Source organism: Paenibacillus plantiphilus, assembly GCF_927798095.1.
In the GTDB taxonomy this organism is placed as follows: domain Bacteria; phylum Bacillota; class Bacilli; order Paenibacillales; family Paenibacillaceae; genus Paenibacillus_Z; species Paenibacillus_Z plantiphilus.
Map to the genome: position 1 here is coordinate 145,221 of NZ_CAKMMF010000001.1, position 19,454 is coordinate 164,674.

The following is a 19,454-nucleotide window of genomic DNA, read 5'->3' on the forward strand; positions in this document are numbered from 1 at the left end:
ATTAACCTGCCCTAACAGCCCACCTTCAAATTAACGAAGCCGCAATGATCGCTGGCATTCAGAACGATTCGACTGCCGTAGCGGTCGAAGCTGACAGGAAGCTCGTCATATTGCTGAAGCGCCTGCCTTACCCGCTGCTGGTTCTCCAATGGACATAGGAAGAGGAAGAATCCGCCGCCGCCAGCGCCCAGCAGCTTCCCTCCATATACGCCTGCCGCCTTGGCTGCATCATAGATGCTGTCGATTTCACTGTTGTTGATTTTTTGCGACAGCTTCTTCTTCTCCTCCCAGCTAACATCCAGAAGCTTGCCGATTCGCTCGATATTCAGGTCCATAAAATCATCATGGGAAGCGCTTACAAATTCTTTTAGCCGATCGAGCGTTTCCAGATTATTGCCCGTATTCTGCTTCTGATCCATCAGCACCGCAGATGCTTTTCTCGTAATTCCGGTAAAAAACATCATCGTGTGCAGGTCGAGCAGCTTGTACTGGCTATGGGTCAGCGGGATATTGTATACGCTTACAGAATCATCGTTGTTAAAGCAATATTTCTTGAAGCCGCCGAAGGCCGCTGCATATTGATCCTGCTTGCCGATAGGCTCCTTCAACAAATCGATCTCGATCCGGCAAGCAAGCTCGCCCAGTTGATACGGATTTTTCGTTTCCCCCTTGTACATGTACAAGGCATTCAGCAGGCCGATTGTGAAGGAACTGGACGAACCCAAACCGCTGCCTTCAGAAGGAATATCCGAGATGCTCGTAATTTCGATGCCTCTGTCGATGCCGACCATTCCAAGCGCTTCCCTAATAATCCGATGCTCAATGTCCGCTACGCAATAAACCTCCTCTTTCTTCGAATAATTCAACACAATTTTGTCATCGAATCTGGATTTCACAATCACATAAATATACTTGTCAATCGTACTGCTTAACACCGCTCCACCATGTGTGCTGTAATAGTCTTTAAGATCCGTACCACCTCCAAAAAAGCTGACTCTCAAAGGCGTTTGGCTAATGATCACAACAATCCCTCCTCAAAGTGTACTGCGAAGCAGAAGCTGCATCGAAAGCATTGACTTCTCATGTGAATAGATTCGCCTGAAGGATATTAGCGCCGGTCTAAAGAACTTGCCAAGTATACAAATCGTAGCTGATACTCCAAAAAAGGGTGACAAAAAAGGATGACTCTAACCCATTCGGCTGATTGCATCCTCTCCTTTCCGTATTCTGCATAAAAAAGTAAAAACTTATGCTACTAAACGTATCATAGCATATCGATAGTCGATTTGTTAATAGCCCTTAAAAAATATTTTTTTGAGGGTGTTTCAGAGTAAATAGCCGATACATGACCTGTATTTTCCCTTCACAATAAGCGAGGCCGTCCTATGAGCGGTAAACCGCTGGGACAGCCTCAATAAATCGCTGATTACTTTACTTGATCCCTTTACTTGCTGCCTCTGATCCGATACATTTTCCAAACTATCCATATTGTGTCGATTATTGTAATTGCCGCTATGATATAAATCATGCTATCGGTGGTATTATTCCATATATTGCTGACCGTTTGAAAGCCTTCGCTGCCGCTGGACACGATCCCGGACGCCACCAGATCATTCAGAAATTCTGGGTTCCACACCGCCGAATCGCTGAACACGATAATCAAAATGACGAGAGAAGCAATATTGAAAAGCAGGTTAAAGGCCGCGAGCCTTGCCGTCCATCTTCCTGCCACTAATTTCAAGCCATCCTTCAAGATGCTTAGCGCGATCAGCCCCCACAGAAGTGGAAAATACGTTCGAATGGCCTCCTCATTAAAGAATGGAGCAACGACAGTACTACCCTCATCATTGAAATTTATGATGCCAAAAAATTGGATGGATGCGGTGAACAGGATCGTAATGATTAAAGTGAAAATAATCGATGCAATGGGCTCGCTTCGTTTTATTTGCGTTTGGGGATTCGGAATTGCCGGCAGCTGGGACGGCTTCCATTCCTTTTTCTTATCGAGCTCGATCCCTGAAGCCTTCACCCCATTGTATTCCACTATGCCGAACGCAATCGTAACCCAAGCAAAACCTTGCACACAGCTTGTAATTAAAGAAACGACAAATTCCCCGATAAATGGACCGCCTCGCACCGGCTCCAGGAGAAATTCTATCACTGCCACGACAGACAATCCGATCACAATCGAAAGAATAACAATTTTGAGAACGACCCAATACAAATCAAACAGCTCCGGGCTGATCAAATATTTGCGGTTCCCCTTATACTTGGCAGCGAGCTCATGGGGAGCACCCAGCTCAAGAAGGACCTCCTCCACATCCCGCTCACAGATTTCGCCGCCCTGTGTACGATGCTCCAGCATATCCTCGATCAAACCCTGCAATTCCTGCTCAATATCTGCTCTCTGCTTCTCAGGCAATTTGTGAGTAACCGCATAAATATACCGCTTCACAATTTCCATTGCTCTAACCTCCTTGAAGATTGCTTCACTAAGATTGTTCAATAATGTTTTCCACGCTGCTTATCATACTTTTCCACTCCAGACAAAGCTGCTCGTAGACCTCTTTCCCCATCGGGCTGAGCAAATAATACTTGCGCGGGCGAGTCTCGTTCGTATCCCACTTGCTCTCCAGCAGCTCTTGCTTCTCCAGTCTGCGGAGCAGCGGATATAATGTGCCTGGATCAATACTGATCCCCTTCTCCTCCAGAATGGCGACGAGGGAGTAGCCGTATTGCGGCTCTGATAGCTGGCTCAGCACGCCGATGATGATCGTCCCGCGACGCAATTCCTGCATTAATCCGCTAATGGTTTCTTTAACGCTGCTCATATTATCAACTCCTGCTGTCATTATACTGTACGTCACACACTATTGTAAATAAACTAATATAAAGTTTTTTATAATATTGGATTGACGGCCATTTGCATAATAAAATGTCAAGCAAGGACATGAGAATGCTCTGCTTCTCTACGCCCCTGCATGACATTGCTCCAGTTGCTTGCCGAACCGCACGCGGGGAGCTACACGCAGTGCAGCAAGCAGTGCAGCAAGCAGCACTCAGCGCGCGCAGCTCTCAGCACGTGGCATGAGAGAAGCTTCATAGCTGGTTGCCCCCATTGGATATCGTGTTTCACTAGTTAATCAAACCGATATCGTCGAATGACCACGAGGTGAACGATCGCGTGACCCCTTGACTCCCCCTCAGCATCGCTACCCCACCGCTCGCTCCGGCTGTAAGACGTTTTTTCGCGCTTTCGCGACCGCTCGCACACTTTCGACCGTGCTGTAAGCAGCTTTTTCGCGCTTATTGACTCCATAGACGCAGTTTTCACCCGCTCGCTCCGGCTGTAAGACGTTTTTTCACGCTTTCGCGACCGCTCGCACACTTTCGACCGCTCTGTAAGCAGCTTTTTCGCGCTTATTGACTCCGTAGACGCAGTTTTCACCCGCTCGCTCCGGCTGTAAGACGTTTTTTCGCGCTTTCGCGACCGCTCGCACACTTTCGACCGCGCTGTAAGCGGCTTTTTCGCGCTTATTGACTCCATAGACGCAGTTTGCGCCCGCTCGCTCCGGCTGTAAGACGTTTTTTCACGCTTTCACGACCGCTCGCACACTTTCGACCGCGCTGTAAGCAGCTTTTTGCGCTTATTGACTCCATAGACGCAGTTTTCGGCCTCTCGCTCCGGCTGTAGGTTTGAAAGTTCTATTAAAAAAATCCATCCCCCTATGGATGGATTTCACTTATTATTTCAATATCTTCCGGTGACAAAACACCATCGTCTCAGACCACGCTAGCGCCAGTCTTTGTCGTTTTTTGTCCACCATAGACGAAATTAGCCGCTCCGAGTGAATTTCCATCCAAGTTAAGACCGATTTCCAATCCATGCTTGGGACAGTATCGTCACATCAGGAGATCCCTTTTTCTGAAAAGGTCCGCTTCCCGCTTATTTGAATGTAATATCGACGATTTTGCCGCTTTCTATAAAGCCGATATTTTGATAAACCTTATTAGAATCCGGATTCTTCGCGTCTGCGTACAGCATCGGTACAAAGCCTTCCGATTCAAGGATTGAACATAGCGCTGCTGCTAATGCACTTGCATAACCTCGCTTGCGGCAAGCTGACGGCGTATACACCGCATTGATTCTCCCATGTCTTGGAGAGCGATGAGAGATATTCGCCATGGATACTGGAAGCTGGTCAGCTATCCATAGATACAAATTGCCAGTCTCAATCATTCCCTCAGCTTCTGGTATAAGACTCGCAGGATCAACCGCAGCGCCGTATGCGCCTTCCGAGAAACCTGCCAGAAACGCTGCAACAGTCTCCACGTGATGCCTCTTAGCTTGCTGCACGGTTCCCTTTATATCCAATGGCTTCTTCACCTTTGGACAATAATAGGCTTCCATCATCATGTTACGATGGTATTGTGTATGCCTAACCTCGGAATACAGCTGTGCAAAACTTTCCGCCGTTGCAGGCTCCCCACATATTCCTGGCAAGGAAGTTCCATCAAGCTCATCTAGAAGTGCTTGCAGTAGAGCGATCTTAGTCTCACTCGCCGCTTCCTTCGAGATCCATAGCCACGGGTTGTTACCCTCAGACTGGGCATATATCAACGTTTCATCAGAGGATTTCAAACATGTCGAGCTCTGCGATTCGCAAATGCGATGAATCAAATTGTACTGAACCTCATCAGCCATGAACAACTCTCTGTTTAATACGCTATCGCTCTCTTCGAATTTTTGCAGCATACGATACGATCCCTCCCCGAATAATTGTTGATCATAGCAAACGATAATCTCGATGTATATACTTTTTGGATAAAATGTGTAAAAATCACAATAGCATGTTTGTGGGGTTGAGCTACCTATGCATAATTTATAAAAGAATAGGATGTGCTGACATTGAAATTACCTGTTATTCATGACGACCTGGGCAAACGAATCGAACAGGCCGAAATTGACTATTTCACCTCAAGAATCAGCTCAATTCGTGAGCGAAACGGCAATCCAGAAGGCGTCGAAATCCATCAGTTTGGGCGCACTACTGCTTATTACATTCGAACAATGCCCTGGGGCATCTTCAATTCAGTCAAGGGGTTCTCTATTGCGGATATAGACAAGCTGGAAGAAATCACTGCGTTCTACAGAGAGAGGGAGCGAGCCTTCCAGCTAGATATCAATCCTGTGGACTGCAGCCCGCAATTGTTCCAGGCTTTGGCCGCGCATGGCTTGAATCAAGTAAGCTTTCACTCCGTGCTTTATGGACTTCCTCGCAGAGAAGCACCTGCATGTCCTGCACATATAACGATCCGAGAAGTAGACAATGAAGCCGATTTCGACATCTATGCAGGCATACATTGCTTAGCTTCTGGAATGTCTGTGGAACATAAGCATCACTTTGTAAACAATAACATCGGATTGCTGAATAGGCCCGGCTGGAAAATTTACTTGGCATTATTGCATGGCATGCCTGCCGCTGTGGCTGTCATGCATATGAGCAACAACATTGCTTCCTGCACGCTTGCCGCAACGGTCCCTGAATGCAGGCGAAACGGTCTGCAAACCGCTCTATTGCAAAGACGCATGTACGAAGCACATGCAGCGAATTGTGAACTGGTTGCCGCACAAGCGAGCTTCGGCAGCACCAGTCAAAACAATATGGAACGCTCCGGCATGCAAATAGCATGGACACGTGGAGTTTGGGGACCCGCTCATAGACATGGATGAAAAAGGGAGTTAGCCAATGGGAACAGGCTCCAAGCGCTGATATGGATCGGCGTGACAGTGCCCTCTGTATGCCTATGTGTCTACTGAATTGAACTACAGTCCTTTATGTATCGACTGAATTGCAGTCCTTAATTGAAGAAAGGCCATCCTGAGCGCAGGATGGCCTTCTTATTTTGCAAGAAATTCTGTTCCGGGTTATCGCTATCTTCCCTCTTATTATACCGATTGTACCGATTCCAGATGCTCGGCAAGACGATCCCATGTTTCCGTAATGCCTTGCTCCATTCCCATTTCCAGAACAGTTTTGAGCGCTTCCTCAGACGCATATTTAGTCTTGCTAATGAGCTTCGTCTTTCCTTCGTACTCTTCAAAATACATTGTAATATCAGATGACGGCATTCCTTCCGCCTCATTGCCCTCGGCATCCGAGAAGTAGTCGACGTAAACGATCTTCTCACTCTCTACGATCTCCTGGTAAACCCCTTTGCCCCAAGACTCGTATCCGAAATAATCCCCCATGTTCTCATCGATGCACTTCATACAATAATGCCAAATTCCGCCCGGACGAAAATCGATGTTGCATACCGTAAGCGTCCAGCCGCGTGGTCCCCACCAATGCTTCAGATGCTCAGCCTCCGAGAAAGCTTTGAATACAAGCTCGCGCGGCGCATTAAAAACACGCTCCAGCGTAATTTCTTGACCCTCTACCTTGGTAATCATTTTGTTCGACACTACATATTCCTCCTTGAATTTTAATTATCATTGTTTTCTTTGTTTTCAGATTGCAGCTTCTGCAAGTAAATGTCCAGATTGTTGAATCGGTCATTCCAAATATTGCGATAGGCTTCAAGCCAATGGTCCATTGCCTGGAGCGGCTCCAAGCGGAGCTTGTAATTCCGGCGGTTGGCGACAGCCTCCACCTCAACTAATTCAGCCTTCAACAAAACACGCAAATGCTTCGAGGCTTGAGGCTGGCGGAGCTCCAGATTATCGGCGATATCCCCTACCGTCAATGGACCATGGATCAGGAGCTCAACGATACGTAAGCGGTTAGGCTCGGACAATGCGCTAAAAGTTGTTGTGTCCATTATTCGGATTCTTCCATACCACCTCGCTCCGTTGTTTAATTGTCGACCTTGTATTTGAAATATACCACTTAGGGAATATTCCTGTCAAGGAATATTCAAGGCAATCGAAATATTCTGAGCAAGCAAGCCTACCATTTCTTATTAAGGATGAATGAAAGGCCATCCCGCAGCATTAGAGCACGGGATGGCCTTTTCATAGATACAAATGTTCATTATTTCGCTTCGTTCTCGGCTTCCCATCTGGAAATTTCATCTCTAACCCGCGGCGCAACCTCTGTTCCAAGCAGTTCAATAGCTCGGAGAACTTTCTCATGCGGCATCGTGCCAAGCGGTACATGCAGCATGAAGCGCGTGATGCCTACATGCTTGCGAAGATGAATGATTTTGCCGGCAACTGTCTCCGGGTCACCGACATACAGCGCTCCTTCGAAGCTGCGCGCAGCATCGTAGCTTGCACGGCTGTACGGCCCCCAGCCCCGCTCCCGACCAAGCAAATTCATGACCGCCTGAGTCGAAGGGAAGAATTGGTCAGCCGCAAGCTGATTATCCTCCGCAATAAATCCGTGCGAATGTGACGCAACCGGCAGCTGCGAGACATCATGGCCTGCGTGAGCCGCCGCTTTCTTGTAGAGCTCAACGAGCGGTGCAAACTGCAGCGGACTGCCCCCGATAATTGCCAGAACAAGCGGCAGGCCGAGCAAGCCTGCGCGGACAACAGATTGCTGATTGCCTCCGCTGCCAATCCACACGGGCAGCGGATTCTGAACCGGACGCGGATATACACCCAGATTATGAATCGCCGGGCGATGCCCGCCCCTCCATGTCACTTTCTCAGACTCCCGTATTTTCAGCAGCAGCTCCAGCTTCTCATCAAACAGCTCATCGTAGTTGTCCAAATCATATCCGAACAGCGGAAAGGATTCAATAAAAGACCCTCGACCCGCCATAATTTCAGCTCGTCCATTCGAGATTCCATCCAGTGTAGCAAAATCCTGAAACACACGCACCGGATCGGCAGAGGAGAGTACCGTCACCGCACTTGTAAGCCTGATCCGTTTCGTCTGCGACGCTGCCGCAGCCAGCAAGACTGCAGGAGAAGACGCCGCATAATCTTGACGATGATGCTCGCCCACACCGAATATATCCAGCCCTACCTGATCTGCTAGTACAATCTCCTCCACAACCTCGCGCAAGCGCTGTGCATGACTCATCACTTCACCAGTCTCAACGTCCGGTGATGTCTCAACAAATGTGCTTATTCCTATCTCCACTGGCTATCCCTCCTGCTTCATGTTCCATTCTACCGGCAGCTTCCGCAAGCAAACAAAGTCCAAACCGATGTTCTTATTGTGATCCTTCGCAACGTTTTTTTCAAGTTTCCAAGCGCATGAAAGAAAAGACGGCCTCAGTTCACTGTTCGGTGACTGCTGCCGTCCTATTGTATTGTTTCCCTTATGGTGTCCATTGATCGTGAATGATGCCAACGAGGGCATGATCGTCCCCGATTTTCTCAAAGACAAGACGCAGGCTGCGCCAATCCATTCCTTCGACTGCCGGATCGATCCCTTTGATATGATATTCGACGAAATCATGGCTGTCCTTGGGGTACACTTCGTTCAAATTGTTAATCGTCGTGCTTTGCCCAAGTCCCTCGTTCACCGCGATCTCGGCATCCTTGATGTAGTCCGCATCATAGACGAATTGCTTATGGTACTCCGCATAGGTCATCTCAATCAGCTCGCCCGATCCGGGGAACGTCCGCCATACTCGCTTCTCGGAATCCGCCATCAGACCTTCCAGCTCATCCCTTGTAAATACAAGGTCCGTCCCCGTATCGACGTAAGCATATGGTGAGAACCGAATCCCTTTCTCAGGATGCGCCCATGCCGCGAGCGTGCTCATATTGCCAGCCTTCAGCGCTTTCATGACCGTTGCCGCCGATTCTTTCGCAGTTGGCGGTTGTCCTTCCGTCGGCGTCGGCTCAGTATCCTCTTGCGGCTGCGGCTCCTCTGGTGATTCCTGCACCTGATCCCCCGGCTCCGACACCTCTGGCGATTCCTGTACTTGATTCTGCGGCTCCGGCACCGGCTCGCGCGTTCCGTTGCAAGCAGTAAGCAGCAGCATGATCGCTACTACAGCTATCCAACCTTTATTAAGAATAAGCATAAGCTCCCTCCTTTAATGTCGGCTCTGCTTCTTCTTCATAAACGTGCTTTATTCGATAAAAGTTGCATGAAGCTATGCCTTTGGGTCTTTTATCTTGCTCACCTTATACACAACACCACGTTTGGAGTCGAATTCTCTATGCAGCCTTTCGGACCTTGCCGCCAAATCTATGTATGGCTGAGCTGTAATACTCAGCTTGTCGTATTTATGCCTAAAGTGCTCTCCTGACTTCGATATCCTTACCGCCCCCAAATAATCGTCGCTTAGAGCCCATACAGACCTATTAATATCTGCGAGAATCAATGCTCCTGTACACATTGGACAGGGCTCAACAGTCGAATAGATGGTGCATTTATTTTTGTATTCAGGTTGAAACAGCAGCTTGCCTGCCTTTCTTATTGCATCAACCTCGGCATGACATGTCGGGTCCCATGCTGTAAACACTTGATTCCTTCCACGGCTTATAACTTCCCCATTCGGAGCAACCAGTACAGCGCCGATCGGTATGCTCCCTTCACGCGATGCCTGCTCTGCTTCTTCAAAGGCTAATTCCAAATAATGACGGTCATCCTTCATTCCCAGCCCTGCTTTCATCGTTGTAGTCAGCCCCATATTCAGCTAGATTAACTATTCATTCTGATCGAGTGCATATCCTCTTTTCCCCATAAATATGATACTATTGCGTTTAGAAAATAATGAGAAAGGCAGGCAGTAAACGATATGGATCAACATGCATTAGAAACGATTGAATTTGAACTCGCGCTCCTGCTCCGCCGGATCACATCCTTTACAACCACGAATATCGGAACTCTCGACCGTTCCGCTTATCTTCTGCTGCAGCAAATCGCCCACCATGGCTCCGCTGGCATTAAAGCCTTGTCAGAAGAATTTCAATTGGATATTTCCACTGTCAGCAGACAAGCCGCAGTCTTGGAGCAGCGAGGATATGTTCGCCGAATTCCAGACCCGCTGGACCGGAGGGCATACTCTCTTCAAATCACTGATCCGGGCACAAAGGAACTCATCGAAACAAAAGCAGCCAGAACCGCCAGAATCGGCGCTCTGCTGAAGGATTGGACTGATGAGGAATGCGAGGCATTTGGTAAACTCATGTCAAAATTTAACCGTACGTTCAGTTAAAATCACAAAACGAGCCTCTTAGTCGTTCTTAGGCTCGTTTCGAACGGCCTCCCTGTCGCCCCGCCTCTCCCTGCCCGCCTCGCCAACCAACCCATGAAAGAACAGCTCCATTAATTGATCTATATTTTGAGCTCCATGCCCTTGCTTCGACGATTCCCAACATCGGCCCAGCTCATTTTTGTACATGTTGAAGTACAGCAGCATCAGCTCCTCCGGGAAGTCTTCCCGAATATAGCCCTCCTGCTTGCCCATCGCAACAAACTTCATAAAAAAACGCATTATCCTCTGCTCGCTGTAGCTCTCCATCATCTGCATCAAACTATTTCTATCGGAGGCTGGCGCCTTCTGCAGCTCATCCGTTAAAAATTTCAAATGATTCACCTCATACAGCATGATTTCCTTCGTCTTCTCTGGAAAGGAACGCTCTGAATCCAGGATGTCCTCATACTGGGCCAGCTGTCTGTCCATCCAGTTCAATAGCGCATCAGCGTAGAGCTGTTCTTTTGTCCCAAAATAATTGTATATGGTCGCCGGGGCAACTCCTGCCTGCTCCGCGATCTCGTTCACACTGACCTTTTGAAAGCCGAATTTGGCAAAAAGTTGAAAGGATGCGTCATATATTTGCTCGATTTTCCTCTGTTTCCGTCGTTCGAATCCATTCATCTTCTCCACCTCACTTGTAGTGTAGCTCAGGATTTAGAGCAAATCAACGCGTTCAGTACAAAACTATTGAAATTTTAACGTTGTGAATTTATAATAATTTTAGAGTGAATCGATATTTTGAGTATATAATTTATTTATCAGCAATGCCTCATGCATATGAAATTACAATTTTGATTGGAGTGAGCTTGTTATGAAACAGCGTCGAATCCCTTCATTTCTGCATGATATTTTTGGCGAGAGGCAGAGTATTGGCATGATTGCGGCGATACTGCTGTTTGGCGGATTGCTGACAGTAGCCCTATATTCCGCCTACCCTGAGCTTGGCGATAATGTGCCGCTATGGCGCAGCGTTCTGGCGCTGCTGCTCATGTTCGACATCTTTGCCGGCTGCGCCGCCAATTTCACGGCATCGACCAGCAATTACTATGCCGCACGCAAAAAAAACCGCATCGTATTCATTGCGATTCACGTCCATATTATACTTGTTGCGCTGCTATTGCATACAGATATTTGGTATTCGATAGGCGTATGGGGCTACACAATCGGAGGCGCATTTATCGTCAATGCTCTTCACAGCAAGCAATCCCAGCGATTTGTTGCGGGTCTGCTCCTGTCTGCGGGGCTTGGCTGCATCCCTTTGCTCCCGGATATACAGCCCTATATGCTGATCGCTTGCTTATTATTTATGCTTAAAGTGCTGTTCAGCTTCGCCGTCGATCATTATGGCAGAGTGAACAGCGATGCCAGTAATATCTGCGATGCCGGAGAACAAGCATGAGTGCATCGTATAACGTTGCCAAGCTAACCAAGTCGGACAAAGCCCCATTCGTATCGCTTATGAGCAGGGCATTCGCCCGCGATCCCTTATTCCTGCACTTATTCGAAAATTCAGAGCGTGATCGCAAAGCGCACAGCAGAATGACCGCCTTTATGTCCTTTATGTTTGACAAGAGCTTCATGCTCGATGAAGAGATGTGGGGGATATTCGAAAATAATGTCTTGCTCGGCGCCTATGTCGTAGAGAAACCGCAAACGCGCAAGCTTCGGCAGGTGCAAGGAGGCTTGCTGCTGCTAGGAAGGCTGATTCCGTTGTTATTTCGCTTGTCAGGGCAAGCGTTAGTGACCCTTAATCGTTACATGCGAGTGACGAGATCCTCTGCGCCCCCTTCGGCGCATCACTACCTCATTATGATTGGCGTAGATCCTGCGGCGCAGGGAAAAGGCATTGGAACAGCGTTGCTGGAGCAGCTAATAAACACCGTCATTGCGGATGCAAATTCACGAGGCGTCGCGCTGGATACGGAAAACAAAGAAAATGTGAATTGGTATCGACAATTCGGATTTCAATTGCATGCGGAAACACAACTCAATCACATACCTGTTTATTGTATGTTCTATCAGCAATAACCAGCTCGCAGCATGTGCTGGGAGCTGCGCGGGATTGCTGCTTCTTCGTCGAAGCAGCAATCGCGATTTCACTAGCCCGTCAGCATGCGTCCCTTGCCGTAAGGAATGCAGAGCGGAGTGCCGAAGATGGGATCGGCCATAACCTGACACTCCATATCGAATACGTCGCGGATGAGCTGCTCGTTGACAATCGCTTCCGGCTCGCCTTGCGCGTAGATGCGGCCTTCCTTGACTGCTACAATATGATGCGCATAACGACAGGCGAGATTGATGTCATGAAGCACCATAGCAATAGTGCGATTCTCATGCTTGTTAAGCTCGAATAACAGATCGAGAATTTCAATCTGATGTGTCATATCGAGATACGTTGTAGGCTCATCCAGCAGAATTGTCCCTGTGTTCTGGGCCAGCGTCATCGCAATCCATGCCCGCTGCCGCTGCCCCCCGGAGAGCGAATCTACGGAACGGGAAGCCAGCCCGTCCATATGTGTTACTTCAAGCGCTCTCTTCACCTGCTTCTCATCCTCATGGGACCATTGCTGAAGAAAGCTCTGATAAGGATAGCGGCCTTGCTTGACGAGCTGCTGCACGGTCAACCCCTCTGGAACAGTCGGGCCTTGCGGCAGAATCGCAAGCTGTCTTGCCACTTCCTTGCTGGATAGCTTGGCTATATCTTTGCCATTAAGAAGAACGGCCCCGTCCTGAGGCTTCAATAGACGAGCAAGCGAACGCAGCAGCGTTGATTTGCCGCAGCCATTGCTGCCGATGAATACCGTAATTTGGCCTGGCGGTATTGCTAAATCGAGATTGGAGAAGACCGGCTCTTTTCCATAGGACAACGTAAGTTTCTCTGCTTGTATGACCGACATGGGCTCACTCCCTTTATGATTTGCGGTTTCGATACAGTAAGTAAATAAAGAAAGGCGCTCCAATGGCGGCAGTGAATACACCTGCAGGAATATCCAGTGGAATAAATGCGATTCTGGCGACAAGATCTGACAACAGCAGAACGAGAGAGCCAATAAGCGCCGATACCGGAATGACCCCGCCATATGCAGGACCGACAAGCTTGCGGGCAATATGCGGAGCCATCAGGCCGATAAAGTTGATCGTGCCGCCAATAGCAACCGCTGCTCCTGCGAGTGCGACGCTGATGATGAGCAGAATCGTTCTTTTCACATTAACGGAGCTTCCAACACTGGTTGCAACCTCATCGCCAAGCTCTTGCACATTCAAATGTCTGGCATAAATGAATGACACAGGCAGCAGTACAGCAAGCCACGGCAGCAAGGTCATCACATCCCGCTCCCAGGAAACCCCGTATATGCTTCCCGTCATAAAGGTGAAGGCTTTAACCGCTACAGCTGTAGGCGTGAACGATGATGTAAGGATCAACATATAGGTAACTGCCGTTAATGCAGTAGCCATACCGATACCGATCAGCACTAGCCGAAGCGGAGTGATCCCCTTCCGATAAGCGAACAGATAAATAAGAAAGGCGGCGGCAAATGCCCCGGCAATCGAGCTAATTGGCATATAGCTAATGCTCACATGCGAGAAATAAAGAATGAAAATAACAGTGCCGAGCGCGGCTCCGCCCGAGATGCCTATAATATCCGGCGAAGTAAGCGGATTGCGCACGATCCCTTGCAGCAATGCGCCTGATACGCCAAGCGCTGCGCCTACCATGACAGCGATGATAACACGCGGCAGTCTCAGCCAGAACAGAATCATGAAATCGGATGATTCTCCTGCACCCAGAAGCGTCCGTATGACGGAGAGCGGACTGATCGTTGTGCTCCCCAGACCTGTGCATACGACAATGGCAGCAGCATTCGCCGCCAACAGAAGCAGGATCATGAATATCGTTCGGCGGTGGATTTGGTACGAATGATAACGACCTCTAAGCGTTAGCCAGCTATTCATATTAAGCGCGGCCCCCTCTTCTGGCAATATAGACGAAGAACGGCACACCAATAATAGCGGTCATAACGCCAACAGGCACTTCCTTGGGAAAAGAAATAAATCGCGACCCGATGTCGGCTGCCAGCAATAGAACGCCCCCAAGCATTGCGCAGTAAGGAATGCCCCAGCGGTAATCAATGCCGACCAGATGGCGTGTTAGATGAGGAATAATAATGCCGACAAAAGCGATGGGTCCAGCGATAGCTACCGACCCGCCTGCAAGCAGCACGACAATAATTCCCGCCGCGAGCTTGATGTAGATCGTCTTTTGCCCGAGTCCAGTAGCGACATCCTCGCCTAGCGCCAGCAAATTCATATGTCTGGCAATGACTAGGGTCCCCAGAAGCGCAATGCCCATATACGGAGCTGCGGATGTAAAGATGCTCATATCGCGACCCGCCACGGAGCCGACGAACCAATGCAGCACTTGATCGAATGTTTGCCCGCCTGTCAGCAGGACACCCAGAGAAAGCGAAGAGAAGAAGGCTGTCATCGCAGCGCCAGCGAGTGTCACCTTAATCGGTGTCAGACCGTCACTGCCTATGGAGCCAAGCACATAGACAACTGTAGCTGTGAATGCCGCGCCAAGGAAAGCGAGTGTGGCGAATGTTTCGAGGCTACTTGCCCCGAAGAATGCAGCGCCTACAACGATGAAGAAAGCAGCCCCGGCATTAATGCCGAAGATGCTTGGAGATGCAATCGGGTTGCGGGTTATTCCTTGCATCAACGAGCCAGCTACTGCCAGACTTGCACCGGCGATCGCGGCAATGAATGCACGAGGTGCTCTTGTCGTTTGAATAATAAGATGCTCTTGCGAGCCATTGTATGCGGTGTAAGATTCTACAATTGTATGCCAGCTAATATTGGCCACTCCGAACACTATGCTGCAGATGATTCCGGCAGCAAGCGCAATCAGAGAAACCAGCAAACCCGTTATCTTCTGTGAGGTCGTAGTTAGTAAAGTATTCATGATGTCCTCTTTCCTGGTTGCTAAGGCCGAATGTTATAAGGATGAACCTTATCGATCGGCACTCAATAATTTTAGGTCATGCAACAGATGGTGTCAATGATTATAAGAATCATTATCAGAGGCAGCTGTCACAGATTATTGACTTTGAATATTGATCCTGCTATAGTTTCTCCTTGACTGATATTGAGAGTCATTCGCAGAAGAAAGGAAGTCATAATCAATGTCACATGTATTGAACAAGAAATTTGCTTGGACTGTCTCCACTATTTTGCTCGCATTCACAATCATTGTGTCAGGCTGCGGCAACGCTGAGTCCGACAACAAGAAGAATGACACTGCTGCAACAGGCGGGTCAGAGCAAGCACGCAGCATCGCCCATGCAATGGGCAGCACAGAAATTACAGGAACGCCGGCTCGTGTAGTCGTACTGACTAATGAAGGAACTGAAGCGCTGCTCGCGCTTGGCGTGAAGCCAGTAGGCGCAGTTAAATCCTGGACAGGCAATCCATGGTATGAGCACATCTCCGCGAAGATGGAGGGCGTCGAAGTCGTAGGCGACGAAAGTCAGCCGAACCTTGAACTTATTGCAAGTCTTAAGCCAGACCTTATTATCGGTAATAAATTGCGTCAGGAGAAAGTATACGAGCAATTGAAAGGCATCGCTCCGACCGTCTTCTCAGAGACGCTTCGCGGAGAATGGCAAGCGAACTTCCTCCTGTATGCTGATGCACTAGGCAAAAAAGCCGAAGGCGAGAAAGTAATTGCCGATTACGATAGCCGCACTGCAGATTTCAAACAAAAAGCAGGCGACAAGCTGAATCAGAAAGTATCTGTCGTTCGCTTCATGGCTGGAAAAACACGCATCTACCTGGAGGATACCTTTACAGGAGTTGCCTTCTCCAAGCTCGGTATTACGCGTCCGGACAATCAGAAATATACAGACACATTCGTAGAAGAAATTACGAAGGAACGTCTTCCAGAGGTAGATGCGGACATGCTGTTCTACTTCACCTATGAAACAGGCGATGGCAAAGGAACAGAGATGGAAGAAACGATGCTGAAGGACCCGCTCTGGCAGAGCCTCTCCGTTGTGAAGAACAACAAGGCAATTCGGGTGAATGACGCTGTTTGGAATACAGCTGGCGGCGTGCTCGCTGCTAACCTCATGCTTGATGAAATTTACGCAATTTATGAAATTCAACAATAAGCCGTTTATTGAAACAGCCGGTATCTTGTGTACCGGCTGTTTTTTCATGTTTTCCCTGCTTATTGGATTGGATACGCCTAAAACGGGCAAATCGATACTCGATATGTATTTTGATGAACTCTTCATAACTCGCAACAGCTGCTTTTAACGAATAATGCTAGTACTAACTGCTCAACCCTATTATAATAAAATGACAAATTTCGCTATAATGATCGTTCTTTTCTCTTATTTCAAACTCGTTATATTAGAAGCGATTATATTTTATTTCAGAAAAGAGGGTCAGGCAGGATGAAAAAGATAGGCTGGATCGCCATCTCGTTGATCGGAGCGGCGCTGATTGTGTGGTGGTTAGCGAGCATAGGGACAGAGGAATTCTCAGAGGCTCCGTCACAGATGAGCCAGGAGATAAAAGAAGCAGTCGACGGCATGACCGATTATACGGTGCTCGTGTATATGAACGGTTCCGATCTGGAAAGCGACTATGATGAGGAAAGCGGCGAATATTCCGGAGCGGCAACGACCGATATTCTGGAGATGACGGAGGGTCTGACGAGCGATCGCGTTCATCTCGTTCTGGAGACAGGCGGCACGAAAGGCTGGGCCAATGAGCAGGTTAGCAGCGAAGAGAATCAACGCTGGATTGTGGAGAACGGCAAGCTCGTTCTTGTGGAAAGCTTGGGCGCCAAGAACATGGGCGCTTCCGATACACTGACGGATTTTGTCACCTGGGGGGTGGAGAACTATCCTGCGGATAAGTATGCTCTCGTTTTCTGGAACCACGGCGGCGGTGCGGTGCTTGGCTTTGGCGCGGATGAATTGTTCGATAACGATTCCCTCACGCTCGATGAGATAGAAGCTGGCCTGAGTAAAGCCTATGAGCAATCGGAGACACAGCTTGAGCTAATCGGCTTTGACGCATGCCTGATGGCCACTGTGGAAACGGCTTATAAGCTGAGCCCGTATGGTCGTTATATGATAGCTTCAGAGGAGCTGGAGCCCGGACACGGCTGGAATTACCAAGCCATCATGACGGCGCTCTCCAGCGAGTCCAGTATGGACGGCAGTCAGCTCGGACGCATAATTGCCGACTCCTATAAGCTTCATGCTGAAGAATACGAGCAGGATATGTCGATTACGCTGTCCGTCATGGATATGAGCAAGATGGCCAGCGTTGTCCAGGCGCTCGAAAATTTCGTCGAGGAGGCCCACTCCGACATAGCCGTTAACAGCAAAAACTTCTACAGCTTCGCCAATAGCCGCAGTCGGGCGGAGGATTATGGCAGCGCATCCGCGCACGGCGGTACGACAGATATGGTTGACTTGATGGCTTTAGTACGCAACGTATCGGATACATATCCGGCGTCAGCGCAAGCGCTGGAATCGGCATTGAAGGAAGCCGTTGTGTATAATCTGAACAGTGTAGGCCGTCCAGCGGCTAGCGGATTGTCGATTTATTTTCCTCACAAGGACAAGGAGAATTTTACCGAAAATTTGAAGAGCTATTCAACAATCGGCTTTTCAGACATCTACACCGATTTTTTACATACCTATGTTGAGCGGCTGCAGGGCAATTCGGCGAAGGTTGAGCTTGTGGACAACAGCGATTTCACATTTTCTTATAATGACAATGAAGACGAGTCAGCTCCGTATCAGGTGTACGTGAACCCGGATGATATGGAGCGAATCGAGCAAATCTACGCAGTTGTAGCGATGCTTGTCGAAGGTTCTGACAGTGAAATGCTTTATTTGGGATACGATCATTACGTCGATGTGGACTGGGAGAAAGGCATTCTGAGCGATGATTTTACCGGCGAGTGGCTGATGTGGGACGAAAACTTTGTGACACTTGATCTCATCTCTCAAGGCGAAGATTACATCCGTTACGGGATTCCAGTCAAGCTTAATGGCCAGGAAATGGATGTCCTCGTTCATTACGATATCGAGTCCGATCAATTCGAGGTGCTGGGCGCGTGGAAAGGAATCAGCGAGGAAACTGGCATGCCGGATAAAAACTTGATCAAGCTCAAACAAGGCGATGAGATCATTCCGCAATTCTATTATTACGACGAAGCGACGGATGAAGACGGCTATATTGACGGAGATCCGTTCACAGTAGGCGACGGGATCGATCTGGCCTATGGCTCGCTGCCTGACGGCAGCTACTTGTATGGCTTCTCCTTGACCGATTATTCCGGCAATGAGACACTGACCGATTTTGTTGAGATCGTGTTGGAGGAATAGACGCAGTCACGCTATGCTTCCTAGAAACGATAAAAATACACCGCCAAGAAAGGTATAAGGTGCCTGTCACTCACCTGCTGCCCCTTTACTTCGCGGTGTATTTCTTCTGATCACCGTATTGTTCAGCTTCTGCATAATCGGCTTACAGCAGGTCCTTGAAGGAATTTCTGATCACATCCCCACGGCTGATAATGCCAACCAATACCCCATCCCGCTCTACCGGCAGCTTCTTAATTTGTTTCTCTCCCAAAACAATGGCGAAATTCTCAACCTCTTCGTCCCAGCTTACTTTATGCACCTTTTTCTTGGCAATTGTCATCACGTTTAAATCCAGTATCTTCTGAACCCTCTCCTCAAACTCATCTTCATCGCCTTTGATCACATTCACAAAAAAGAAGGTATCGATAATAAAATCCTTATGCTTTCCAATATAGCGCATAATATCTCCATCACTTATAAAGGCGACAATTTCATCCCTGTCATTAACGACGGGGAGTCCGCTAATGCCGCGATCAATAAATATTTTGAGAACAGACCGAATCGAATCCGTTTCCTTCACTTTAAACACCTGGCTGATCATCATTTCATGTGCCTTCATCGTTCTCATCCCCCTAATCAATGATTAACCGTGCAAATTGAGCCCCATGATGAAAGGTATATAATTGTATTATGCAACTATATTTGAAATTGTCAATACCGACATCCATTATGCCCTTCACAATCAAAAATATTCATTCTACGCGTATACCTTGCCTGAGAGATCAGCGGCATGAGCCGCACTTCTCCAGACTTCCAGCACACTTGACAAGCCTTGCAATCTAAGCGCCCTTTAAATGCCAAAGAGCTACATGATATAATGCAACTAATTTCACA

At 48.4% G+C, this 19,454-nt stretch carries 20 protein-coding genes; 6 read left to right on the plus strand and 14 right to left on the minus strand.

From position 1 onward, the window contains the following. Nucleotides 1-11: 11 nt before the first annotated feature. The 4 genes from L6H65_RS00580 to L6H65_RS00595 all read right to left on the minus strand — a co-directional run bounded on the left by L6H65_RS00580 (nt 12) and on the right by L6H65_RS00595 (nt 4,756). Complete coding sequence (locus tag L6H65_RS00580) at nt 12-1,022, minus strand: GHMP family kinase ATP-binding protein (RefSeq protein WP_236338296.1); 1,011 nt, start codon at nt 1,020-1,022, stop codon at nt 12-14. Between the two features lie 422 nt (nt 1,023-1,444). Beyond that, a complete protein-coding gene (locus L6H65_RS00585; protein ID WP_236338297.1) occupies nt 1,445-2,464 on the minus strand; it encodes a hypothetical protein in 1,020 nt (339 codons plus the stop codon). A gap of 28 nt (nt 2,465-2,492) precedes the next feature. After that, nucleotides 2,493-2,831 (minus strand): PadR family transcriptional regulator, encoded by a 339-nt coding sequence (locus L6H65_RS00590; RefSeq protein WP_236338298.1) that lies wholly within the window; start codon nt 2,829-2,831, stop codon nt 2,493-2,495. Nucleotides 2,832-3,946: 1,115 nt separating this feature from the next. After that, nucleotides 3,947-4,756, minus strand: a complete 810-nt coding sequence (locus L6H65_RS00595) for a GNAT family N-acetyltransferase (RefSeq protein WP_236338299.1) — start codon at nt 4,754-4,756, stop codon at nt 3,947-3,949. A 153-nt stretch (nt 4,757-4,909) separates the two neighbouring features. Between L6H65_RS00595 and L6H65_RS00600 the strand changes: the two genes are divergently transcribed. Continuing rightward, on the plus strand, nt 4,910-5,734 hold the full coding sequence (locus L6H65_RS00600) for an N-acetyltransferase (RefSeq protein WP_236338300.1): 825 nt from the start codon (nt 4,910-4,912) through the stop codon (nt 5,732-5,734). 216 nt (nt 5,735-5,950) lie between these two features. On the opposite strand, the gene L6H65_RS00605 is transcribed toward L6H65_RS00600, so the two are convergent. The 5 genes from L6H65_RS00605 to L6H65_RS00625 all read right to left on the minus strand — a co-directional run bounded on the left by L6H65_RS00605 (nt 5,951) and on the right by L6H65_RS00625 (nt 9,582). Then, nucleotides 5,951-6,454: an SRPBCC domain-containing protein gene (locus L6H65_RS00605; RefSeq protein ID WP_236338527.1), complete on the minus strand. Its 504-nt coding sequence runs from the start codon at nt 6,452-6,454 to the stop codon at nt 5,951-5,953. 32 nt (nt 6,455-6,486) lie between these two features. Next, entirely contained in the window at nt 6,487-6,822 is a 336-nt protein-coding gene (locus tag L6H65_RS00610) for an ArsR/SmtB family transcription factor (protein WP_236338301.1), read from the minus strand. 212 nt (nt 6,823-7,034) lie between these two features. Next, nucleotides 7,035-8,093, minus strand: coding sequence for an LLM class flavin-dependent oxidoreductase (locus tag L6H65_RS00615; RefSeq protein WP_236338302.1), 1,059 nt, complete (start codon nt 8,091-8,093; stop codon nt 7,035-7,037). A gap of 181 nt (nt 8,094-8,274) precedes the next feature. Continuing rightward, nucleotides 8,275-8,988: a hypothetical protein gene (locus tag L6H65_RS00620; RefSeq protein ID WP_236338303.1), complete on the minus strand. Its 714-nt coding sequence runs from the start codon at nt 8,986-8,988 to the stop codon at nt 8,275-8,277. 72 nt (nt 8,989-9,060) lie between these two features. After that, nucleotides 9,061-9,582: a nucleoside deaminase gene (locus L6H65_RS00625; protein ID WP_236338305.1), complete on the minus strand. Its 522-nt coding sequence runs from the start codon at nt 9,580-9,582 to the stop codon at nt 9,061-9,063. A 126-nt stretch (nt 9,583-9,708) separates the two neighbouring features. Here L6H65_RS00625 and L6H65_RS00630 point away from each other — a divergent pair, with 126 nt between their 5' ends. Next, nucleotides 9,709-10,128 carry a MarR family winged helix-turn-helix transcriptional regulator gene (locus tag L6H65_RS00630; protein WP_236338306.1) on the plus strand — a complete coding sequence of 140 codons (420 nt, stop codon included), beginning with the start codon at nt 9,709-9,711 and terminating at the stop codon, nt 10,126-10,128. An 18-nt stretch (nt 10,129-10,146) separates the two neighbouring features. On the opposite strand, the gene L6H65_RS00635 is transcribed toward L6H65_RS00630, so the two are convergent. Then, on the minus strand, nt 10,147-10,791 hold the full coding sequence (locus tag L6H65_RS00635; RefSeq protein WP_236338307.1) for a TetR/AcrR family transcriptional regulator: 645 nt from the start codon (nt 10,789-10,791) through the stop codon (nt 10,147-10,149). Nucleotides 10,792-10,981: 190 nt separating this feature from the next. On the opposite strand from L6H65_RS00635, the gene L6H65_RS00640 reads away from it, so the two are divergent. Then, complete coding sequence (locus L6H65_RS00640; protein WP_236338308.1) at nt 10,982-11,569, plus strand: hypothetical protein; 588 nt, start codon at nt 10,982-10,984, stop codon at nt 11,567-11,569. Then, entirely contained in the window at nt 11,566-12,198 is a 633-nt protein-coding gene (locus L6H65_RS00645; protein WP_236338309.1) for a GNAT family N-acetyltransferase, read from the plus strand. The genes L6H65_RS00640 and L6H65_RS00645 overlap by 4 nt, the downstream gene beginning before the upstream one ends. Before the next feature lie 71 nt (nt 12,199-12,269). On the opposite strand, the gene L6H65_RS00650 is transcribed toward L6H65_RS00645, so the two are convergent. From L6H65_RS00650 to L6H65_RS00660, 3 genes are read right to left on the minus strand one after another with little or no spacing between them, the layout of a single operon-like run. Beyond that, complete coding sequence (locus L6H65_RS00650) at nt 12,270-13,067, minus strand: ABC transporter ATP-binding protein (RefSeq protein ID WP_236338310.1); 798 nt, start codon at nt 13,065-13,067, stop codon at nt 12,270-12,272. A gap of 13 nt (nt 13,068-13,080) precedes the next feature. Continuing rightward, nucleotides 13,081-14,124 carry a FecCD family ABC transporter permease gene (locus L6H65_RS00655; RefSeq protein WP_236338311.1) on the minus strand — a complete coding sequence of 348 codons (1,044 nt, stop codon included), beginning with the start codon at nt 14,122-14,124 and terminating at the stop codon, nt 13,081-13,083. Between the two features lies 1 nt (nt 14,125). Next, nucleotides 14,126-15,133, minus strand: coding sequence for a FecCD family ABC transporter permease (locus tag L6H65_RS00660; protein ID WP_236338312.1), 1,008 nt, complete (start codon nt 15,131-15,133; stop codon nt 14,126-14,128). A gap of 220 nt (nt 15,134-15,353) precedes the next feature. Between L6H65_RS00660 and L6H65_RS00665 the strand changes: the two genes are divergently transcribed. Beyond that, complete coding sequence (locus L6H65_RS00665; RefSeq protein WP_236338313.1) at nt 15,354-16,340, plus strand: ABC transporter substrate-binding protein; 987 nt, start codon at nt 15,354-15,356, stop codon at nt 16,338-16,340. 288 nt (nt 16,341-16,628) lie between these two features. Further along, nucleotides 16,629-18,581, plus strand: coding sequence for a clostripain-related cysteine peptidase (locus L6H65_RS00670; protein WP_236338315.1), 1,953 nt, complete (start codon nt 16,629-16,631; stop codon nt 18,579-18,581). Nucleotides 18,582-18,723: 142 nt separating this feature from the next. Here L6H65_RS00670 and L6H65_RS00675 read toward each other — a convergent pair whose 3' ends face one another. Beyond that, nucleotides 18,724-19,179 (minus strand): CBS domain-containing protein, encoded by a 456-nt coding sequence (locus L6H65_RS00675; RefSeq protein WP_236338317.1) that lies wholly within the window; start codon nt 19,177-19,179, stop codon nt 18,724-18,726. Nucleotides 19,180-19,454 lie beyond the last annotated feature (275 nt).

What these genes read in the sequence shown, in the direction of transcription:
- L6H65_RS00585 (WP_236338297.1), bottom strand. Translation starts at nt 2,464, where the DNA reads ATGGAAATTGTGAAGCGGTATATTTATGCGGTTACTCACAAATTGCCT.
- L6H65_RS00590 (WP_236338298.1), bottom strand. Translation starts at nt 2,831, where the DNA reads ATGAGCAGCGTTAAAGAAACCATTAGCGGATTAATGCAGGAATTGCGT.
- L6H65_RS00595 (WP_236338299.1), bottom strand. Translation starts at nt 4,756, where the DNA reads ATGCTGCAAAAATTCGAAGAGAGCGATAGCGTATTAAACAGAGAGTTG.
- L6H65_RS00605 (WP_236338527.1), bottom strand. Translation starts at nt 6,454, where the DNA reads ATGATTACCAAGGTAGAGGGTCAAGAAATTACGCTGGAGCGTGTTTTT.
- L6H65_RS00610 (WP_236338301.1), bottom strand. Translation starts at nt 6,822, where the DNA reads ATGGACACAACAACTTTTAGCGCATTGTCCGAGCCTAACCGCTTACGT.
- L6H65_RS00620 (WP_236338303.1), bottom strand. Translation starts at nt 8,988, where the DNA reads ATGCTTATTCTTAATAAAGGTTGGATAGCTGTAGTAGCGATCATGCTG.
- L6H65_RS00625 (WP_236338305.1), bottom strand. Translation starts at nt 9,582, where the DNA reads ATGAAAGCAGGGCTGGGAATGAAGGATGACCGTCATTATTTGGAATTA.
- L6H65_RS00630 (WP_236338306.1), top strand. Translation starts at nt 9,709, where the DNA reads ATGGATCAACATGCATTAGAAACGATTGAATTTGAACTCGCGCTCCTG.
- L6H65_RS00635 (WP_236338307.1), bottom strand. Translation starts at nt 10,791, where the DNA reads ATGAATGGATTCGAACGACGGAAACAGAGGAAAATCGAGCAAATATAT.
- L6H65_RS00640 (WP_236338308.1), top strand. Translation starts at nt 10,982, where the DNA reads ATGAAACAGCGTCGAATCCCTTCATTTCTGCATGATATTTTTGGCGAG.
- L6H65_RS00645 (WP_236338309.1), top strand. Translation starts at nt 11,566, where the DNA reads ATGAGTGCATCGTATAACGTTGCCAAGCTAACCAAGTCGGACAAAGCC.
- L6H65_RS00650 (WP_236338310.1), bottom strand. Translation starts at nt 13,067, where the DNA reads ATGTCGGTCATACAAGCAGAGAAACTTACGTTGTCCTATGGAAAAGAG.
- L6H65_RS00655 (WP_236338311.1), bottom strand. Translation starts at nt 14,124, where the DNA reads ATGAATAGCTGGCTAACGCTTAGAGGTCGTTATCATTCGTACCAAATC.
- L6H65_RS00660 (WP_236338312.1), bottom strand. Translation starts at nt 15,133, where the DNA reads ATGAATACTTTACTAACTACGACCTCACAGAAGATAACGGGTTTGCTG.
- L6H65_RS00665 (WP_236338313.1), top strand. Translation starts at nt 15,354, where the DNA reads ATGTCACATGTATTGAACAAGAAATTTGCTTGGACTGTCTCCACTATT.
- L6H65_RS00670 (WP_236338315.1), top strand. Translation starts at nt 16,629, where the DNA reads ATGAAAAAGATAGGCTGGATCGCCATCTCGTTGATCGGAGCGGCGCTG.
- L6H65_RS00675 (WP_236338317.1), bottom strand. Translation starts at nt 19,179, where the DNA reads ATGAAGGCACATGAAATGATGATCAGCCAGGTGTTTAAAGTGAAGGAA.